General features: G+C 65.0%; 16 protein-coding genes and 1 pseudogene. 8 read left to right on the top strand and 9 right to left on the bottom strand.

The annotated features are described in order from the left end of the window. Positions 1–47: 47 nt before the first annotated feature. From pcaDC to BKA07_RS17970, 5 genes are all read right to left on the bottom strand, one after another. Complete coding sequence (gene pcaDC, locus BKA07_RS19985) at positions 48–1,283, bottom strand: bifunctional 3-oxoadipate enol-lactonase/4-carboxymuconolactone decarboxylase PcaDC (RefSeq protein ID WP_483413668.1); 1,236 nt, start codon at positions 1,281–1,283, stop codon at positions 48–50. A 66-nt stretch (positions 1,284–1,349) separates the two neighbouring features. Beyond that, entirely contained in the window at positions 1,350–2,756 is a 1,407-nt protein-coding gene (locus BKA07_RS17985) for a lyase family protein (RefSeq protein ID WP_167952418.1), read from the bottom strand. Positions 2,757–2,810: 54 nt separating this feature from the next. After that, positions 2,811–3,383 carry a protocatechuate 3,4-dioxygenase subunit alpha gene (gene pcaG, locus BKA07_RS17980; protein WP_167952416.1) on the bottom strand — a complete coding sequence of 191 codons (573 nt, stop codon included), beginning with the start codon at positions 3,381–3,383 and terminating at the stop codon, positions 2,811–2,813. Continuing rightward, positions 3,376–4,176 (bottom strand): protocatechuate 3,4-dioxygenase subunit beta, encoded by an 801-nt coding sequence (gene pcaH / locus BKA07_RS17975; protein WP_167952414.1) that lies wholly within the window; start codon positions 4,174–4,176, stop codon positions 3,376–3,378. Before pcaH ends, pcaG begins: the two co-directional genes overlap by 8 nt. 45 nt (positions 4,177–4,221) lie before the next feature. Continuing rightward, entirely contained in the window at positions 4,222–5,406 is a 1,185-nt protein-coding gene (locus tag BKA07_RS17970) for a 4-hydroxybenzoate 3-monooxygenase (RefSeq protein ID WP_167952412.1), read from the bottom strand. Between the two features lie 279 nt (positions 5,407–5,685). Between BKA07_RS17970 and BKA07_RS17965 the strand changes: the two genes are divergently transcribed. The 6 genes from BKA07_RS17965 to BKA07_RS17940 all read left to right on the top strand — a co-directional run bounded on the left by BKA07_RS17965 (position 5,686) and on the right by BKA07_RS17940 (position 10,431). Then, positions 5,686–6,741, top strand: coding sequence for a YeeE/YedE family protein (locus BKA07_RS17965; RefSeq protein WP_167952410.1), 1,056 nt, complete (start codon positions 5,686–5,688; stop codon positions 6,739–6,741). Continuing rightward, entirely contained in the window at positions 6,738–6,962 is a 225-nt protein-coding gene (locus tag BKA07_RS17960; protein WP_167952408.1) for a sulfurtransferase TusA family protein, read from the top strand. Before BKA07_RS17965 ends, BKA07_RS17960 begins: the two co-directional genes overlap by 4 nt. Before the next feature lie 250 nt (positions 6,963–7,212). Further along, a complete protein-coding gene (locus tag BKA07_RS17955) occupies positions 7,213–7,818 on the top strand; it encodes a SipW-dependent-type signal peptide-containing protein (RefSeq protein ID WP_167952406.1) in 606 nt (201 codons plus the stop codon). Then, a complete protein-coding gene (locus BKA07_RS17950) occupies positions 7,788–8,561 on the top strand; it encodes a SipW-dependent-type signal peptide-containing protein (RefSeq protein WP_167952404.1) in 774 nt (257 codons plus the stop codon). The genes BKA07_RS17955 and BKA07_RS17950 overlap by 31 nt, the downstream gene beginning before the upstream one ends. Continuing rightward, entirely contained in the window at positions 8,558–9,886 is a 1,329-nt protein-coding gene (locus BKA07_RS17945) for a signal peptidase I (protein WP_167952403.1), read from the top strand. Before BKA07_RS17950 ends, BKA07_RS17945 begins: the two co-directional genes overlap by 4 nt. After that, the gene (locus BKA07_RS17940) at positions 9,883–10,431 is read left to right on the top strand and encodes a hypothetical protein (RefSeq protein ID WP_167952401.1); all 549 of its coding nucleotides are present in this window, start codon (positions 9,883–9,885) and stop codon (positions 10,429–10,431) included. The genes BKA07_RS17945 and BKA07_RS17940 overlap by 4 nt, the downstream gene beginning before the upstream one ends. A 12-nt stretch (positions 10,432–10,443) precedes the next feature. Here the strand turns inward: BKA07_RS17940 and BKA07_RS17935 are convergent, their stop codons facing one another. Then, positions 10,444–11,322, bottom strand: coding sequence for a class II glutamine amidotransferase (locus BKA07_RS17935; RefSeq protein ID WP_167952399.1), 879 nt, complete (start codon positions 11,320–11,322; stop codon positions 10,444–10,446). 120 nt (positions 11,323–11,442) lie between these two features. On the opposite strand from BKA07_RS17935, the gene BKA07_RS17930 reads away from it, so the two are divergent. Both BKA07_RS17930 and BKA07_RS17925 read left to right on the top strand, forming a co-directional pair. Continuing rightward, positions 11,443–11,976: an O-acetyl-ADP-ribose deacetylase gene (locus BKA07_RS17930; RefSeq protein WP_167952397.1), complete on the top strand. Its 534-nt coding sequence runs from the start codon at positions 11,443–11,445 to the stop codon at positions 11,974–11,976. A gap of 43 nt (positions 11,977–12,019) precedes the next feature. After that, positions 12,020–12,358 carry a hypothetical protein gene (locus BKA07_RS17925; RefSeq protein ID WP_245162008.1) on the top strand — a complete coding sequence of 113 codons (339 nt, stop codon included), beginning with the start codon at positions 12,020–12,022 and terminating at the stop codon, positions 12,356–12,358. A gap of 41 nt (positions 12,359–12,399) precedes the next feature. Here BKA07_RS17925 and BKA07_RS17920 read toward each other — a convergent pair whose 3' ends face one another. The 3 genes and pseudogenes from BKA07_RS17920 to BKA07_RS17910 form a co-directional block, all read right to left on the bottom strand. Further along, positions 12,400–13,188, bottom strand: a complete 789-nt coding sequence (locus tag BKA07_RS17920; RefSeq protein ID WP_167952395.1) for a hypothetical protein — start codon at positions 13,186–13,188, stop codon at positions 12,400–12,402. Beyond that, on the bottom strand, positions 13,185–14,210 hold the full coding sequence (locus BKA07_RS17915; protein ID WP_167952394.1) for a type IV toxin-antitoxin system AbiEi family antitoxin: 1,026 nt from the start codon (positions 14,208–14,210) through the stop codon (positions 13,185–13,187). Before BKA07_RS17915 ends, BKA07_RS17920 begins: the two co-directional genes overlap by 4 nt. A gap of 108 nt (positions 14,211–14,318) precedes the next feature. After that, positions 14,319–14,678 (bottom strand): annotated as a pseudogene (locus BKA07_RS17910) (SDR family NAD(P)-dependent oxidoreductase); the annotation flags it as partial. Between the last annotated feature and the right edge of the window lie 109 nt (positions 14,679–14,787).

The raw sequence follows: 14,787 nt of genomic DNA, 5'->3' as shown, positions 1-14,787 counted from the left end.
CGCCGATAGCCCGGAGGGCATAATGTGACCATTTGAACAGCGGTGGCTCAGCCCTCGGCGTCCATCTCGGCCAGCGCCTGCGAGGCCACGGAGAACGCGGTGTTAGCGCTGGGCACCGAGCAGTAGATGGCGGACTGGAGCAGGACTTCCTTGATCTCGTCGCGGGTCAGCCCGTTGCGCACTGCCGCCTTGACGTGCATCGCGAGTTCGGCTTCGTGGCCGCCGGCGATCATCGCGGTGAGAGTGATCGCCGAGCGCATGCGCTTCTCCAGGCCCGGACGGGTCCAGATCTCGCCCCAGGCGTAACGGGTGATGAGGTCCTGGAAATCTGCCGTGAAGTCATCGACCTTCTCGTTCGCCCGGTCGACGTGGGCGTCGGAGAGGACTTGGCGACGCACGTCCATCCCCGCTTCGCGCACATCATCCCGGGTGGCTTCGCGTGGGCCGGAAGCGGTGGGCAGATCCGCCGAGGCGGCATGCCCACCCGTGCTCGTGCCGTTTCCGTCCATGAAGTCATGGAGCAGACCGGCGACGACGGCGGGTGCCTCTGCCGGCACGAGGTGGGCGGCACCTTCGATGATCTCGAGGAGCGCGCCGGAGACGCCGTTGGCGATCTCCGCGAGCTTGGTCGGCGGGGTCGGCTGGTCCTCTGATCCGGCGACGGCGAGGACCGGCAGGTTGATCTCCGGCAGCCGTGAGCGCACGTCGAAGGGGGCCAGCGCGTGGCAGAGCGCGGCGTAGGAGGTGCGGTCGGCGTCCTGCAGGGAGTGCAGCAGCGCGGCCGAGGCTTCGGGTTCGCGATCCATGAAGCCTTCGCCGAACCAGCGCTGGGCCGAGCCGATGACCTGCGTGGGCGTGCCCGAGGTCGCGACGACCTCCGCGCGCTCCTCCCAGCCGCCGGCCTCACCGATCTTCGCGCCGGTGCAGAACACGGCGGCGCGTTCGAAACGGTCTCCGTGGTCGAGGGCCAACTGCAGCGCGATCGCACCGCCGATCGAGTCCCCTGCCAGGACGATCCGGGCGTCGCCCGTCTCCGTCGAGGACGCGGCGACATCGGGAAGGACCCGGTCGATGGTGGTCAGGACCGCCTCGGCGAGGTCGCTCATCGTCAGCCGTGGCACCTCGGACGTCCCCGCGGGGACGTCGACGGGGGCCGAGCGGCCGTGGCCGGGCAGGTCGATGCCGATGACGGTCGTCGTCGGGTCGACGCCGGCGAGGTGCGTGGCGGCGGACTGCCACAGTGCGCCGACCGAGGTGCCCAGTGAGGGGAGGGCGACGAGCACGCGCGGGTTCTCGGTGTCAGGTGTGATCGGTGTGGCAAGGACGGTTGCGGTGAGTTCCACGTCAGGTCACTTTCTCGAGGCGAAGGGGAGCAGGCCCGGCGAGACGGGCTCGGGGCCGTTGATGGTGGCGATGATGGTCTGGCGGATGTCCTCGGCATCGCCGAGGTAGTTCTTCGGAGAGAAGAAGCCGGCGAGGTCGACGTCCCCGTCCGCAGCATCGGCGGGGTGCTGGTCCAATGCGGTCTTGAGCGCGGCCACAGGGTCATTGCTCGGGGCGACGATGTTCTGAATGTCGGTCTTCGTCAGCCGGTCGCCGAAGGCGATGGCGAGCCGCTCGGCGAAGATCCCGGGACTGGCGGCCTCGACGTTGCCGCGCATCGCCTCGGGGTCGACGCTGAGGCCTTCGACCATCGTCTGGAGCATGGTGAGGGAGGACACCGCCAGGCCCATGAGCTCGGACAGTGCCGGCCATTCGGCGTGCCAGGCTCCGTCGGAGCGCTCTTCGATCGCTTCGGCGGCGGTCGAGGTCAGTGTGGCCATGAGGCCGGGAACGCGCATTCCATTGCGGTGGAGGAGGACCGCCGAGGTGGGATTGAGCTTCTGCGGCATCGCCGAGGAGCCGCCCGTCGAGGCCAGGCTCAGCTCGCCGATCTCGGGTCGGGTGCCGATGAGCACGTCGCGGGCGATCGAGGCGCCGACGGTCACGCATTGGGTGAGGTGGGAGGCCCAGTTGAGGACTCGCACACGGTCGGTGTGCCAGGGCACGGGAATGTTGGTGAGTGCGGCATCCGGTCCGCGCAGCTGGACATGGAATTCGCGGAGCAGTGTCTCGGTCTGCGTCCCCGCGAACTCGCGGATCGCGGCCCGGGTGCCCGCCGCACCGCCGACCTGCACGTAGTCGATGCGCGGGGACAGGCTCTGAACCTCGTGGACTTCGGACGCCCAGGCCGCGGATTTGAGCCCGAAGGTCGTGGGCAGCGCCGGCTGGGTCAGCGTGCGGGCCAGGCACACGGTCGAGGCGTGGTCCGCGGAGAGGCCGACGAGCAGTTCGCAGATGACGTCGAGGCGGGCATGGGTCTGGCCGGCGACGCGGGACATGAGCAGCCCGAGCGCCGAATCCAAGACATCCTGACTGGTCAGGCCCTTGTGCAGGGCTCGAGAGGCATCCTCGCCGAGTCGCGAACGGACCGCCTGGAGGAAGGGGATGACCGGGTTGCCGCCGGGTTCGGACCCTGCGGCCAGGTCTTCGATCTCGGAGGCGTCGGCCAGCAGCGATCGAGTGGTGGCCTCGATCCCGGCCACCGCCTCGGCGCGGGCGTCGGCGGATATCAGCCCGGCATGTGCCTGGGCGTTGATCCACGCGGACTCCACGTCGCCGAGCGCGGACACGAGGGCGACATCGTCGATGGCCTCGGCGCCTCGCAGGTCGCCGGGGGCGAACAGGTGACGCGTATGGGCAACGGTGTCGGTCATGATGTGTCCTCTCCGGTGGTCGGCAGTCGCGATATCCCGGTCCTCGCGCTCGTCTCAGTCCTCGTGACCGGGGAACCGCAGGAACGGAGTTTCGTCCTCACCCTGCAACCGTATGTCGAATCGCAGTGATCCGTCAGCTTCACGAGTCGCGATGAGACGATCTCTCTCCGCAGGATCGAGGGAGGCCAGCAGCGGATCCGCGGCCAGAGCTTCGGCGTCCTCGGGGAGATAGATCCTGGTGAAAAGCCTGTTGAGCAATCCACGAGCGAAGATGACGACGCTGATGAACGATGCCTTTCCGGCCTCGGTCGGCCCCGGATCAACGGTGGAGAAGACGAAGCGCCCCTGAGGGTCGACCTCGTTGCGCCCGAAGCCGGTGAAGGTGAATCCGTCACGGCGCAGGGACCCCGAACGGCGGGGGACGGTGCCGTTGCCGTCGGGCTGCCAGATCTCGAGGATCGCATCGGGGATGGGGGCGCCGGCCCCGTCGTAGACGTAGCCGTGGAGCTGGACGGCACCGTTCTTACCCGGGGGGACGAGCTCGTTGTCGCCGGGGAACGGCATGGCGTAGCCGTAGAACGGGCCGACGGTCTGGCCGGGTGTCGCAGTGAGCTTGTCGTCAGTCATCGTCCTCTTCTTCCATCCAGGTGCGGTTGGCTCCGGTGAGCACGATGTCCCAGTTGTAGCCCATGAGGAACTCGTGCTCGGTGATGTCGTGGTCGTAGGTGGCGACGAGGCGATCGCGGGCCGATTGGTCCGTGATCGACTGGTAGATCGGGTCCAGTGAGAACAGCGGATCGCCGGGGAAGTACATCTGGGTGATCATGCGCTGGGTGAACTCGGAGCCGAAGAGTGAGAAGTGGATGTGGGCCGGTCGCCACGCATTGTGATGGTTCTTCCAGGGGTAGGGGCCGGGCTTGATCGTGGTGAACGAGTAGGAGCCGTCATCACCGGTCAGGGTGCGGCCGACTCCCGTGAAGTTGGGGTCGATGGGAGCCGGATGCTGGTCGCGCTTGTGGATATAGCGTCCGGCGGAGTTGGCCTGCCAGATCTCGACGAGCTGATTGCGCACGGGGTGGCCGTTGCCGTCGAGGACACGGCCGGTGACCTTGATGCGTTCGCCGATCGGTTCGCCGCCGGCCTGCACGGTCAGATCCGACTCGAGGTTCGCGAGGTCGCGGTGGCCGAAGGCAGGGGAGAAGAGTTCGATCGTCTCCGGATCCGTGTGTCGGGGGTCCTTCGTCGGATGTCGCAGGATCGAGGACCGGTAGGGAGGGTAGTCGAGGCGCGGCTGCGTCTCGGCTGGTGTGCCGGCGGCGACGGCGTTCCTGTGCTCGGTCTCGATCGCTTCGATTTCGGCAGACAGGGTCTGCTGCGATTCGGCCGCGTCATCCGGGCCGGAGGGGTTCTGTGCACCCATGGTCGAACCTTTCTTCTCGGTGCTGGAAGTTCATCGTGGAAGTGTTCAGCCCTTCGGCCAACCCGTGTAGCACTCGGCGAGGTAGCGCCTGCCGTGCTCGGAGTCGAGGATCGAGTGGAGCTCGCCGAGGCTGCGCTTCGTTTCGAAGGCATCCTGGCTCGGGTCCGAGTGGAGCATCCGGGTCATCTGGTAGGAGAAGTTCTGAGCCTTCCACACCCGTTTCGTCGCGGTCTGCGAGTACCCGGCCAGCGCCTCGGCGTCGGAGTTCCTGAGCGCCGAGATCAGGGCCGGGGCGAGCACGGATACGTCGGCGAACGCGAGGTTGAGGCCCTTGGCTCCGGTCGGTGGAACGGTGTGGGCGCTGTCGCCGGCGAGGAACAGGGAACCGTGCTGCATCGGCTCGGTCACGGCGGAACGGAAGGGCAGGATGTTCTTGTCGATGATCGCACCCGTCTTGAGTTCGAAGCCGTCGGGACCGTCGACCCTGGCCTGCAGCTCTGACCAGATTCGGTCATCGGACCAATCGGAGACCTCGGTGTCGGGGGAGGTCTGGAAATACATGCGCTGCACGGACTCGCTGCGCTGGGAGATGAGCGCGAAGCCGTGTTCGGACCGGGAGTAGATGAGCACCTCGTGGCTGGGCGGTGCCTCGCAGAGGATGCCGAACCAGGCGAAGGGGTATTCGTGGAAGAAGCGCTGCTTCGTCTCGGCCGGAATCATCGCCCGGCAGGGGCCGCGGGACCCGTCGGAGCCGATGACGTAGCGGGCGGTGATCGACAGATCCTCGCCGTCCTCGGTCGTTGCGGTGACCCAGGGGTGTTCGGTCTCGATGTCGCCGATCGCGGTGTCGGCGACCGAGTAGAAGGTGGGGCGTGAGGTGCGTTCGCGGGCAGCGGAGAGGTCGACGAAGATCTCGTTCTGCGGATAGAGCCAGACGGATTCGCCGATGAGGTCAGGAAAGTCGAAGGGGTGGCTGAGGCCGTCGACGCGGATGTCGATGCCGTCGTGCCGGTGGCCGGCGGTGTGCACCCGGGACTCGATGCCCTCGGCCTCGAGCATGCGCACGGACCCCGCTTCGAGGATGCCCGCACGGTGGGTGTGGGCGATCTCGTCGCGGCTGCGGTTGTCGATGACGACGGAGTCGATCCCTGCATTGTGCAGCGTGTGGGCGAGCAGCAGCCCCGCTGGACCCGCTCCGACGATCGCGACGTCGGTCTGAAATTCTGGCACCTGGGCCTCCTTGCCGTATTCGTCCTCTCAGTGTGCGCCCAGTCACTGACACAAGGCGAGGAAGTTTTCAATGAATGAGATTCCGGATGACGCGAACGCGGATTGCTCCGGGAACGTGACGATGTTGTTGACGAATCGTCAGATTGTTGAGCAGAATAAGGGTTGCGGTTATGGCCAAGTGCAGTTTGAGCGACTCCATCGTCCACCTCGGCGATATTTCGCTCAACATATGCACCAGTCGTCATGGCGTCCAGTTGACTACAAGCAGAAAGCTCATGAATGATCATCACCGGACTGATCGTCGGTTTGGCACTCGGATTCGTCCTCCAGCGAGGACGTTTCTGCGTCACGGGAGCCTTCCGCGACCTCACTCTGACCGGGAACACGCGGTGGTTCTCGGCGCTCATCGTCCTCATCGCCGTGCACTCGATCGGGCTGTTCGGACTCAATGCGCTGGGCGTCATCACGCTGGAGGCCTCGCCGTTCCCCTGGCTGGCCACGATCATCGGCGGCCTCATCTTCGGCTTCGCCATGGTGCTCGCAGGCGGATGCGCCACCGGCACCTACTACCGAGCTGGTGAGGGCCTCGTCGGCAGCTGGTTCGCGCTGATCTTCTATGCGCTGACCTCTGCGGTCATGAAGCTGGGCCCCGGCGCCTCGGTGACCGAGGGCCTGCGCTCGATCACGGTCGAGAGCGGGACTCTCCAGGCTTCGACCGGTCTGAGCCCGTGGGTCTTCGTCGCGATCCTGTCGGCGATCGCCGTCTGGGTCGCGGTCCATCACAACCGCAAGAACACGACTCCTCTGGCGACCCTGCCGCCGCTGAAGAAGGGCCTGGCCCACCTTCTCACGGAGAAGCGCTGGAATCCGTTCGCCACGGCCGTGGTCATCGGCATCATCGCCACGATCGCCTGGCCGCTGTCGGCGGCAACGGGGCGCAACTCGGGCCTGGGGATCACCACACCCTCGGCGAACCTGACGGGCTACCTGGCCACCGGCGACGCTTCGCTCGTGGATTGGGGCGTCATGCTCGTCATCGGCATCCTCGTCGGCTCGTTCATCGCGGCGAAGGCCTCGGGCGAATTCCGGATTCGGGTTCCCGATCAGGGCACCGTGGTCAAATCGATCTTCGGCGGAGTCGGCATGGGCGTCGGTGCGGCGATCGCCGGCGGATGCACCGTCGGCAACGCCATGGTCTCGACCGCACAGTTCGAGTATCAGGGCTGGGTCGCGACCTTCTTCATGATCGTCGGCGCAGGAGTCGCCGCGAAATTCACCATCAAGTCGGGAGCGCGGTCAGCGGCCGCGCAGCCTGCAGAGAGCAGGAGCGTATGAAACAGGTACTGGAGACAAACGGACTCGTCTGCCCGTTCCCCCTGGTCGAGGCCAAGGACGCGATCGGCGAGCTGACGAACGGCGATGAACTCGTCATCAACTTCGACTGCACCCAGGCCACCGAGGCGATTCCCCAGTGGGCGGCGGAGAACGGCTACCCCGTGACCCACTTCGACCGCACCGGCGACGCCAGCTGGACGATCACAGTGCAGAAGGCCTGACCGGCCGACAGCCTCCCCTCTCTCCCTCGAGCATCCCCGTCGCATGAGCGGCCCTGCGAATTCGCAGGGCCGCTCATATTCTTGCGTAGTCCGCTGTGTGCAACATCGTCTGGATTCGGGTGGAGAATAATTTCTGTGCTGGAAAGCACAGATGTGATAAATGACTTTAGTGCGACAGTAATTGTATGATAATGATCAAGTCACCAATGCTGGTGTTCTGTGCACATACGTGCTTTTTCAAGGAGTCAGAATGACGCAGTCCCCGACGCGCTCGCGCAAGTTCAAGGCCATCCTCGCCGGTGGCATCGTCCTCGGTGTTGGAGCCGCAGTGACGTTGGCCGCCTGGACCGACAACGAATGGGCCGAGGGAACCTTCGGCGCCGGTTCGTTCAATGTGCAGGGAAGCACCAATGGAACCGACTTCACCGATCACGAGAGCTCCGATGATGCCGCGTCGTTGAGCTTCGACCTCGACGGCGGTGACAACCTCACTCCCGGAGACACGGTGGCGGCCCCCTTCGTCCTCCGGCTCGACGGTGAGACCTCCTACGACGCGAGTGTGGTCCTTGAAGACGCCACGGGCGGCGGTGACAATCCTGCGGCACTGACCTATGGAATCGTCACCGTCGATGACGTCGCTTCCTGTACCGCAGACGCGACGGGCACCTCGATTGTCCCGGGAGGCACAGCGCTCGGCTCCACTGACGGTGCTCAGGGCTTCGAGCTCACCGCCGGTGCTGATGCCACAGAGGGTGCGCCCGTCACACTGTGCTTCAAGGTCACGGCCGATGACACACTGACCCAGGATCAGAGCACGAACGCCCAGTGGCAGTTCACCGCCACCTCGGCCGAATAGTCACACCCGGTTCCGTGCGCTTTCCGATGGGCACCTTGCGCGGCCCCAATCCGCGCCAGCGGGTCTCCGTCGAGGCCCGCTGGCGCGGTCGACGGCAGAACCGAGTTCTGCGCAACCGCCGGATCAAAGCCGTCCTCGCCGGAGGGCTCGTCTACGGCATCGGCTCGGCGGCCACCCTGGCTTCATGGACCGATACCGAAGAGGCTTCGGGCTCATTCGAAGCAGGCACGTTCAACATCGAACTGGCCGTCGACGGCTCGTGGAGCAGCACCTCGGAGATGACCTTCGACGCATCCGGGATGTATCCGGGGTCGAAGGTCTACGCTCCGGTATTCGTGCGGACGACGCCGGACACCACGATGAACGGTGAGCTCGCGGTCTCGAGTGCCGGCGCCAGCGGGAGCGCGGACGGCATTGCCGGGTCTCTCGAATATCGCGCGGTGACCGAATCGATTGCCCCGGGGCAGGAAGCGGCATTCGGCAATGGATGCACCGCCTCGGCGTTCGACGGCTCTTCGCCTTTCATCTTCGGAGGAGCGTCGTCAGTCGAACCGCTGCTGACCGCCGCCGCTGGCGAAGACACCCAGGAACTCGGCAAAGACTCCGGCTCCATCGCGGCCTACTGTTTCGAAGTCACACTCCCCACAAGCACTCCGAATGCCGCTCAGGGCACTTCGGCGTCGAACATCTGGACGTTCGACGCCGAATCCGTCGAGACCCCCCGCGATGCCGGTGCATCATGATGGCCCAGAAGCGACCGCACAGGTCAGGCAGGAGGAGCCCAGCCTCGTGGCTCGGCGGCGCACTGCTCAACATCCTCGCCGCATTGGGTGTGGTGTGCATCGTCCTCGTCATCCTCAGCTTCGTCTTCAACGTGTCGATCATGATGTTTCGCACCGGGTCGATGAGCCCGACGATCACCGCTGGTTCGATCGCCTTCGTCCATGAGATCCCCGCCGAGGAGATGGACGTCGGGGACATCATCACCGCCGATCGCGGCGAGAAGGTCCTTCCCGTCACACACAGGGTGACATCGATCCTTGATACTCAGTCCGGGCAGGTCACCTTCGAGATGAAGGGAGACGCCAACGAGGCGAAGGATCCTGAGCCCTACACGGCGGAGACCGTGCGGAAGGTCATGTTCTCCGTTCCGGGTGTTGCGCCTGCCATCCAGTCCTTCCGTGACCCCTTCGTGCTCGGTGGCATCACCATCGCGGCCTCCCTGCTCGTCGTCTGGGCCTTCTGGCCGCGACGTGAGGACGACGAAGATGAAGACAGTACTCCCGACGAGGCCGCGGTCGCGCTGCAATCAGCCGTAACCCGCACACCGAAGCACGCCCTCGCCCTGCCCGTTGCAGCACTGCTGTTGGCAACGAGCAGTGGTCCGTTTGCAGCTTTCGGTCCAACGGCGTCAGTGCCCGCCGCCACAACCGACACCGCCACAAGCAACACTGCCGCCGAGGCGCGCGGTCAGTACCTGCGGATGCGCGCCGTCGGCGACGAATCGGAGATGCTCAACCTCAGCCCAGGAGGATCTGCGAACTGGACCGTCGACCTCTGGGCAGACGCACCGGGACCCGGGACCGTGGAGTTGGAGATCGGTTCCGGGCAGCTGAGCGAAGTGATCGCCGACGAGCTGCTCGTCAATGTCCGAGCGTGCACGGAGATCGTGTCGATGGACGAATGTGCCGACGGCGGCGACGAGCTGCTTCGTCAAACCCCACTCAGCGAGCTCGGTGCAGCTCCCGAGGACAATCGGCCTCTCCTCGACATGCCCAGTGACGAAAAGCGCCGAGTGCAAGTGACAGTCACATTGGCTCAGGACGCCAACCCCGAGGCTGTCGCCGGCCAGCGAAGCAGCGTGCGGCTGACCGCGATCGGCCAGGGAGAAGAAGTCTCACTCGGCCCCGGCGATCCTGATCATCCCAGTGATCCCGGACCCGACGTTCCCGGGGACCTCCCACGCACAGGCATCGAAGGATGGCTGTGGATCCTGCTCGCAGCGGGTGTGCTCATCGCCATCGGCTCCGCCGTCGTCGCACGAACCCGCAACCGGAGGAAGCCATGATCCAGTCGCGCAGGCATCGGCCACTTCGAAGCCGACGAGTCCGTGCCCTCGTCGCAGGGCTCGTACTCGTCATGCTCGTGCTCGGACTCTCGGGCGTGCGCTCCACCCTGGCCGGATGGACGGACACGGAGGAGGCGACAGGGTCGTTCTCGGCCGCGACGATTCCGGCACCGGTCCTGACTCAACCCTGCACATTCAAACCAGGGCTCCTCGGCCTTGGGGCCCGAGTCGAGATCTACTGGAAGCTGCCGGCGGGCTATCAACTCGACGATGTCGCCGTCGAGGCATCCACCAGTGGACTCGGGTCCGTGCTGGCCCCTATAACTGGGTTCAATCTTCGGTCGAACACCACTTCCACCGGCGACGGCACCTACACGACGGAAGTGCCCGCTCACCTTCTCGGCGGACTGCTCGGTCTCGGAAGCGAACTGGAAATCGCATTCTCGGTCGAGCATGAAAGCGGCTGGCAATCGGAGCCCGCCTCCGTCGCGAGCAACGCTGGGCTGATCGGTGGAATCGGCGGAAACTGCCGCAATCTGTCATAGATCACTCGGACCTCACAGGCCCACTACGGTCTCCGCGCCATCCGCCACAGTCAGCCGCATCACCGTATTCTGCTCGACGATGCTCCAGCCCTTATGGTCAAGACCTGAGGACGACACGATCATCGCTCCGTCGTCGAAGCGCTGCCAGCTCATCCGGTAGTAGTGGTCCTTGTGGTCGGGTGGCAGCTCGCCGTCTGTGCCCGAGGTGTCGAAGTTCTCATACGGAATCGGTGTTTCCGCTGTTGCATGGACGACGATCATCTCCTCAGCGCTGAGGACGAGCAGGTTGATCCCCGGATGGTCGAAGTCTGCCCGCAGCATCCGCACGGTTGCGATGGTGGCGTCGAACAGGCTCTCACCCTGGGCTACTCGCCGCAGGAGGAGTGCGAAGAGGACCGCGGTGTCCGTGGTTCCGCCGATGCGCTCGACCTCGGCGGGCGTGACGTATTCGCGTAGGCGTTCGATCGGATGGATGGACCCGTTGTGCGCGAGCGCGATGTTGTCGGCGAGGAACGGGTGCGAATTCTCGGTGAGGTCGACGGCGCCGTTCGTGGCCATGCGCAGATGGGCAATTCGTGCGACCGTCGGTCGGACGGTGAGGACTTCCGTGAGATGTGGGTCGTCGGCTCCTTCGTGCGGGGTCCGGTACCTCTCGAGACGTCCTCCCCGGGACACGGTGTCTTGGGATTCGGGCCCCATGTCGAAGGTGCCCGAGGCGGTTCCCTGCGGGCGAGCCGATTCGGCAGATTCCGCGTCCGGCCGGATCCAGGCGGTGCCCCAGCCGTCTGCATGAAGTCGACCCAGGTTCTGCCACTGCCGGCACTCGTCGGTGCCGATGAGGTCCGCCGCGCTCGCCGGAGTGGGGGAGATGTAGCCGAGAAGTCTGCACATGGTTCGCCAATTCCTTCCACCGAAGACCGTCCGCATCGCCGAGGCGGTCCTGTCTTGCCAGCGTACGCTGGGCCCGCCGACCCTCTATCGCCGAATTTTCAAGCTGACTAGACTTCAACCATGAAGATCACGGTACTCGAGGGAGACATCACCGAGGAATCCGTGGACGCGATCGTCAACGCAGCGAACTCAAGTCTGCTGGGCGGTGGCGGCGTCGACGGAGCGATCCACAAGGCGGCGGGGCCAGAGCTGCTCGAGGCCTGCCGCGAGATCCGCCGCACCAGCCACCCGCGCGGCCTGCCCGCAGGCCAAGCCGTCGCCACGTCTGCCGGCGCACTCCAAGCCACATGGGTCATTCACACCGTCGGCCCGAATCGCCGTCAGGGTGAGGCCGATCCCGAGGTGCTCGAATCCTGCTTCGAATCAAGCCTCAACGTGGCTGAAGAAGTCGGCGCCACCTCGGTGGCCTTCCCGGCTATCGGCGGGGGAGTCTACGGATGGTCTGCCAGGGACGTCGCCGAGGCGGCTCACGCTGTCATCGTCGATGGCCGGGAGCGCGGGCGCTGGGAGCAGATCGCCGAGGTGGCCTTCGTCCTCTTCAGCGACTCGATGACGAGCGTGTTCTGCCAGGTCTTCGACCACGACCAATGGTGAAAATCAACTGTCGCGGGCACCAGACCATAGTTACGCTGAACCTATGGGTGCAAGCTATGAAGAGACGATGACCGTCCCCATCGCCGCCGCCGATGTCTGGCAGAGGGCATGGGAAGTGCTGAGGAATCAGCAGGGCGCTGCCGGGTCGATTATGACGTCGCACCCGGGGGTACTATGTGCCTCTTTCAAGACGACGTGGAGGAGTTGGGGCGAGAAGGTCACCGTCCAAGTCGGTCAGACGTCGGTCGGCACTGTCGTAGGCATCCGGAGCGCGTGTGCCTTTCCGCTCCAGATCTTCGACTGGGGAAGGAACAAGGGCAATGTGCAGCAGATCAGGGCCGGACTCGAAGCCCCTGCTCGATCGGAAGGCAACAGGTCATGAAGGTCCGCAGTGTCATCCCCGCAATCCCGGCTGATTCGTCATCAGCGTTCGAGGCCGACTGCGAACCCACGTGAATAGGCTTCGAGGAGGTCTTCGGCCAATGGACTCCGCATATGGCGGATCAGCGTCGAGCGTCGTGCCGGGTTCCTAATGACATTGAGCACCTCCGCTCCGTCGCGTGGGGCGAAGGCCTCAGCCGCGATGCGAGCGTAGTGGTAGCTGGCGGCGGAGATGATATCTGCACCGGTGGCGTCGAGCGCCTCGTCGTCGTCCCAGACCTCATCGTCGAAAGGACTGTCGGACAGTGCGCTGAGTATGACGGCGAAGTCCAGCCCATCCTTGGGATTGTCATTGTGGCGCTCACTCCATGCAAGTATCTTGAGCGCGGTCAGAGCGGCGGGAGGGGCAACATCAACGTCGGTTCCATTCGGCATGCGCACGAGGACGGCGTTTGCGTGCGCCTCTCGAACGCCCGTGACATTCAGACAGCTGCCGTCCGCGAAGCGCACAGTCCGATCGGTCTCGTTTCCACCAAATGGAATGACATCGACCTCGACGCCGAGAACGTCGAACTTGTGCGGTGACGCACCCTTGGGAGAAAGACGGTCAGAGAGTTCACGGAACTCGTCGTCGGTGCGGATGGCGACGGCAATATCGACATCGTGGGTGGCACGCACCGGCTGAGACCGCTGCCGGGCATGGATCACGAGATCCCGTGCCGCAGCACCGATGACCAGCAGGTCGGTGGCAGCCTCGCGACACACGGCTGCCAGTTCGGCGAGAACCTCCTCGGGGACGGCGATGTCAGTGTGCCCGGTGAGATCGATCATCGGTCGTCTCCGAAGTATTCGCTGCGTATCTCGTCGAGGCGGGGATCGTCCTCGAGCAGCAGATCGGCGCGGATGAGAAGCCGAGGCACAGTCCCGTCCTCGGGCGGCACCGGAGGGGTCGTCCACAATGCCGGCCGTATACGGATCATGCCGTCGTCGGCTTTGCGGAGGCGTCCTTGCCGAATGAGCTCCCGACGGGCGCGCGCGTCGCCGTCGAAGTGCATCAGCACAGACTCCGGGCGAATCGGTACGCCGAGGCGGGCAGCCGCTGCTTCCGAGCTGAGCAGTGCGTGAGGGGGCAGGGTCGCCTCGAGTACTTCCGCAGGACTCGTCCAGATCTCGCTGGTGAATCGCTCCTCTGGCCAGAATCTGGGCTGCATGGCCGTGTAGGCGGAGATCCATTCCTGGGCCAGCGCCGATGTTCTCAGCAGCTGGTTGTCTCTTCCCTGCAACATCGGTGGAGTGCGTTCGCGCAGGGCGCGGATGACACGATTGACCGTTCCCAGGGACGCTCCGGAGATCGTCGCCAGAGATCGTTGGGACGGAGTGCTGCCGAAGAATTCATTGACGGACAAGAGGGCGAATGTCACGGGCAAGCCAGCGCGGGTGAAGGGGGCTGCGGTTGCGACCGGCGCAGTCGCATCGGAGTTCCGCTTGCCGGCGATTTCGATGATCAGCCCATCTGCGCGCAATGAAGCGTTTCCAGCCGAGTCCACGTATCCGCCCCATCCGCGGTCATCGAGTTGCTGCGCACGAGCAGACGATACTCGGTCCGAGATGAGAATCGTCTTCCTGTCGTGGGGGAGCAGCGCCACGTCCGCCCTGGTTGGCGTCGGGCTGGCCACGGCCGGAAACTCGTGCCGTGCCTGACCATTTCCGATTTCGAGGACGCCGGAGATGACTCGCTCGTACTCGTCCACGTGGCTCGTCCATGAGGCACTCAGGCCGAGCTCGACGAGGTGGTTCACGGCTCGCTCTATGAACGTGGGAGTGGGTCGAGGCTGGTGTTCAATTCGACTCATGTGTTCAGGATACTTGAACATGATAGAAAATTGAACACCCGGAGTTGAGTGCACCGCGTGTTCCGCAGGAGCTGAGGCGAGGGGATCACTCAACACCGGGAGTGAGCCTCACACTGCGGTGTAGCCGCCGTCGATGAGGTAGTAGGCGCCGGTGACGAAGGATGCGTCGTCCGAGAGCAGGAAGTTCACCAGCTTGGCGACTTCCTCGGCGGTGCCCAGGCGGCCGAGCGGGTGTTTGGCCTTGAGTCCTTCGAACGTCTCTGCATCCATGCTGTTCTCGAGCAGCGGAGTCGTGATGCAGCCGGGCCCCACCGAGTTGATGCGCAGGCCCTGCTCACCGTATTCGGCCGCCGCGTTCTTCGTGATCCCGACGACGCCGTGTTTGGCTGCGGTGTAGGCACCGTTGTTGACGGCGGCGACCGAGCCGTGGATCGAGGCCATGTTGACGATCGCGCTGTCCAGGTCGCCGAAATTCCGTCTCGTTGGCCACGCGATGGCGGATGGGCTCTTGCGACGTACCACCGGCGGTGGTTGAATGAACCCAAGTGATTGTATTGTGCAATCACTATTGCTCAAG

Origin of the sequence: Brevibacterium marinum, assembly GCF_011927955.1 — a bacterium.
GTDB lineage: Bacteria > Actinomycetota > Actinomycetes > Actinomycetales > Brevibacteriaceae > Brevibacterium > Brevibacterium marinum.
Note: the sequence above shows the minus strand (reverse complement) of the source record. Positions and strands in the feature narration are given on the sequence as shown.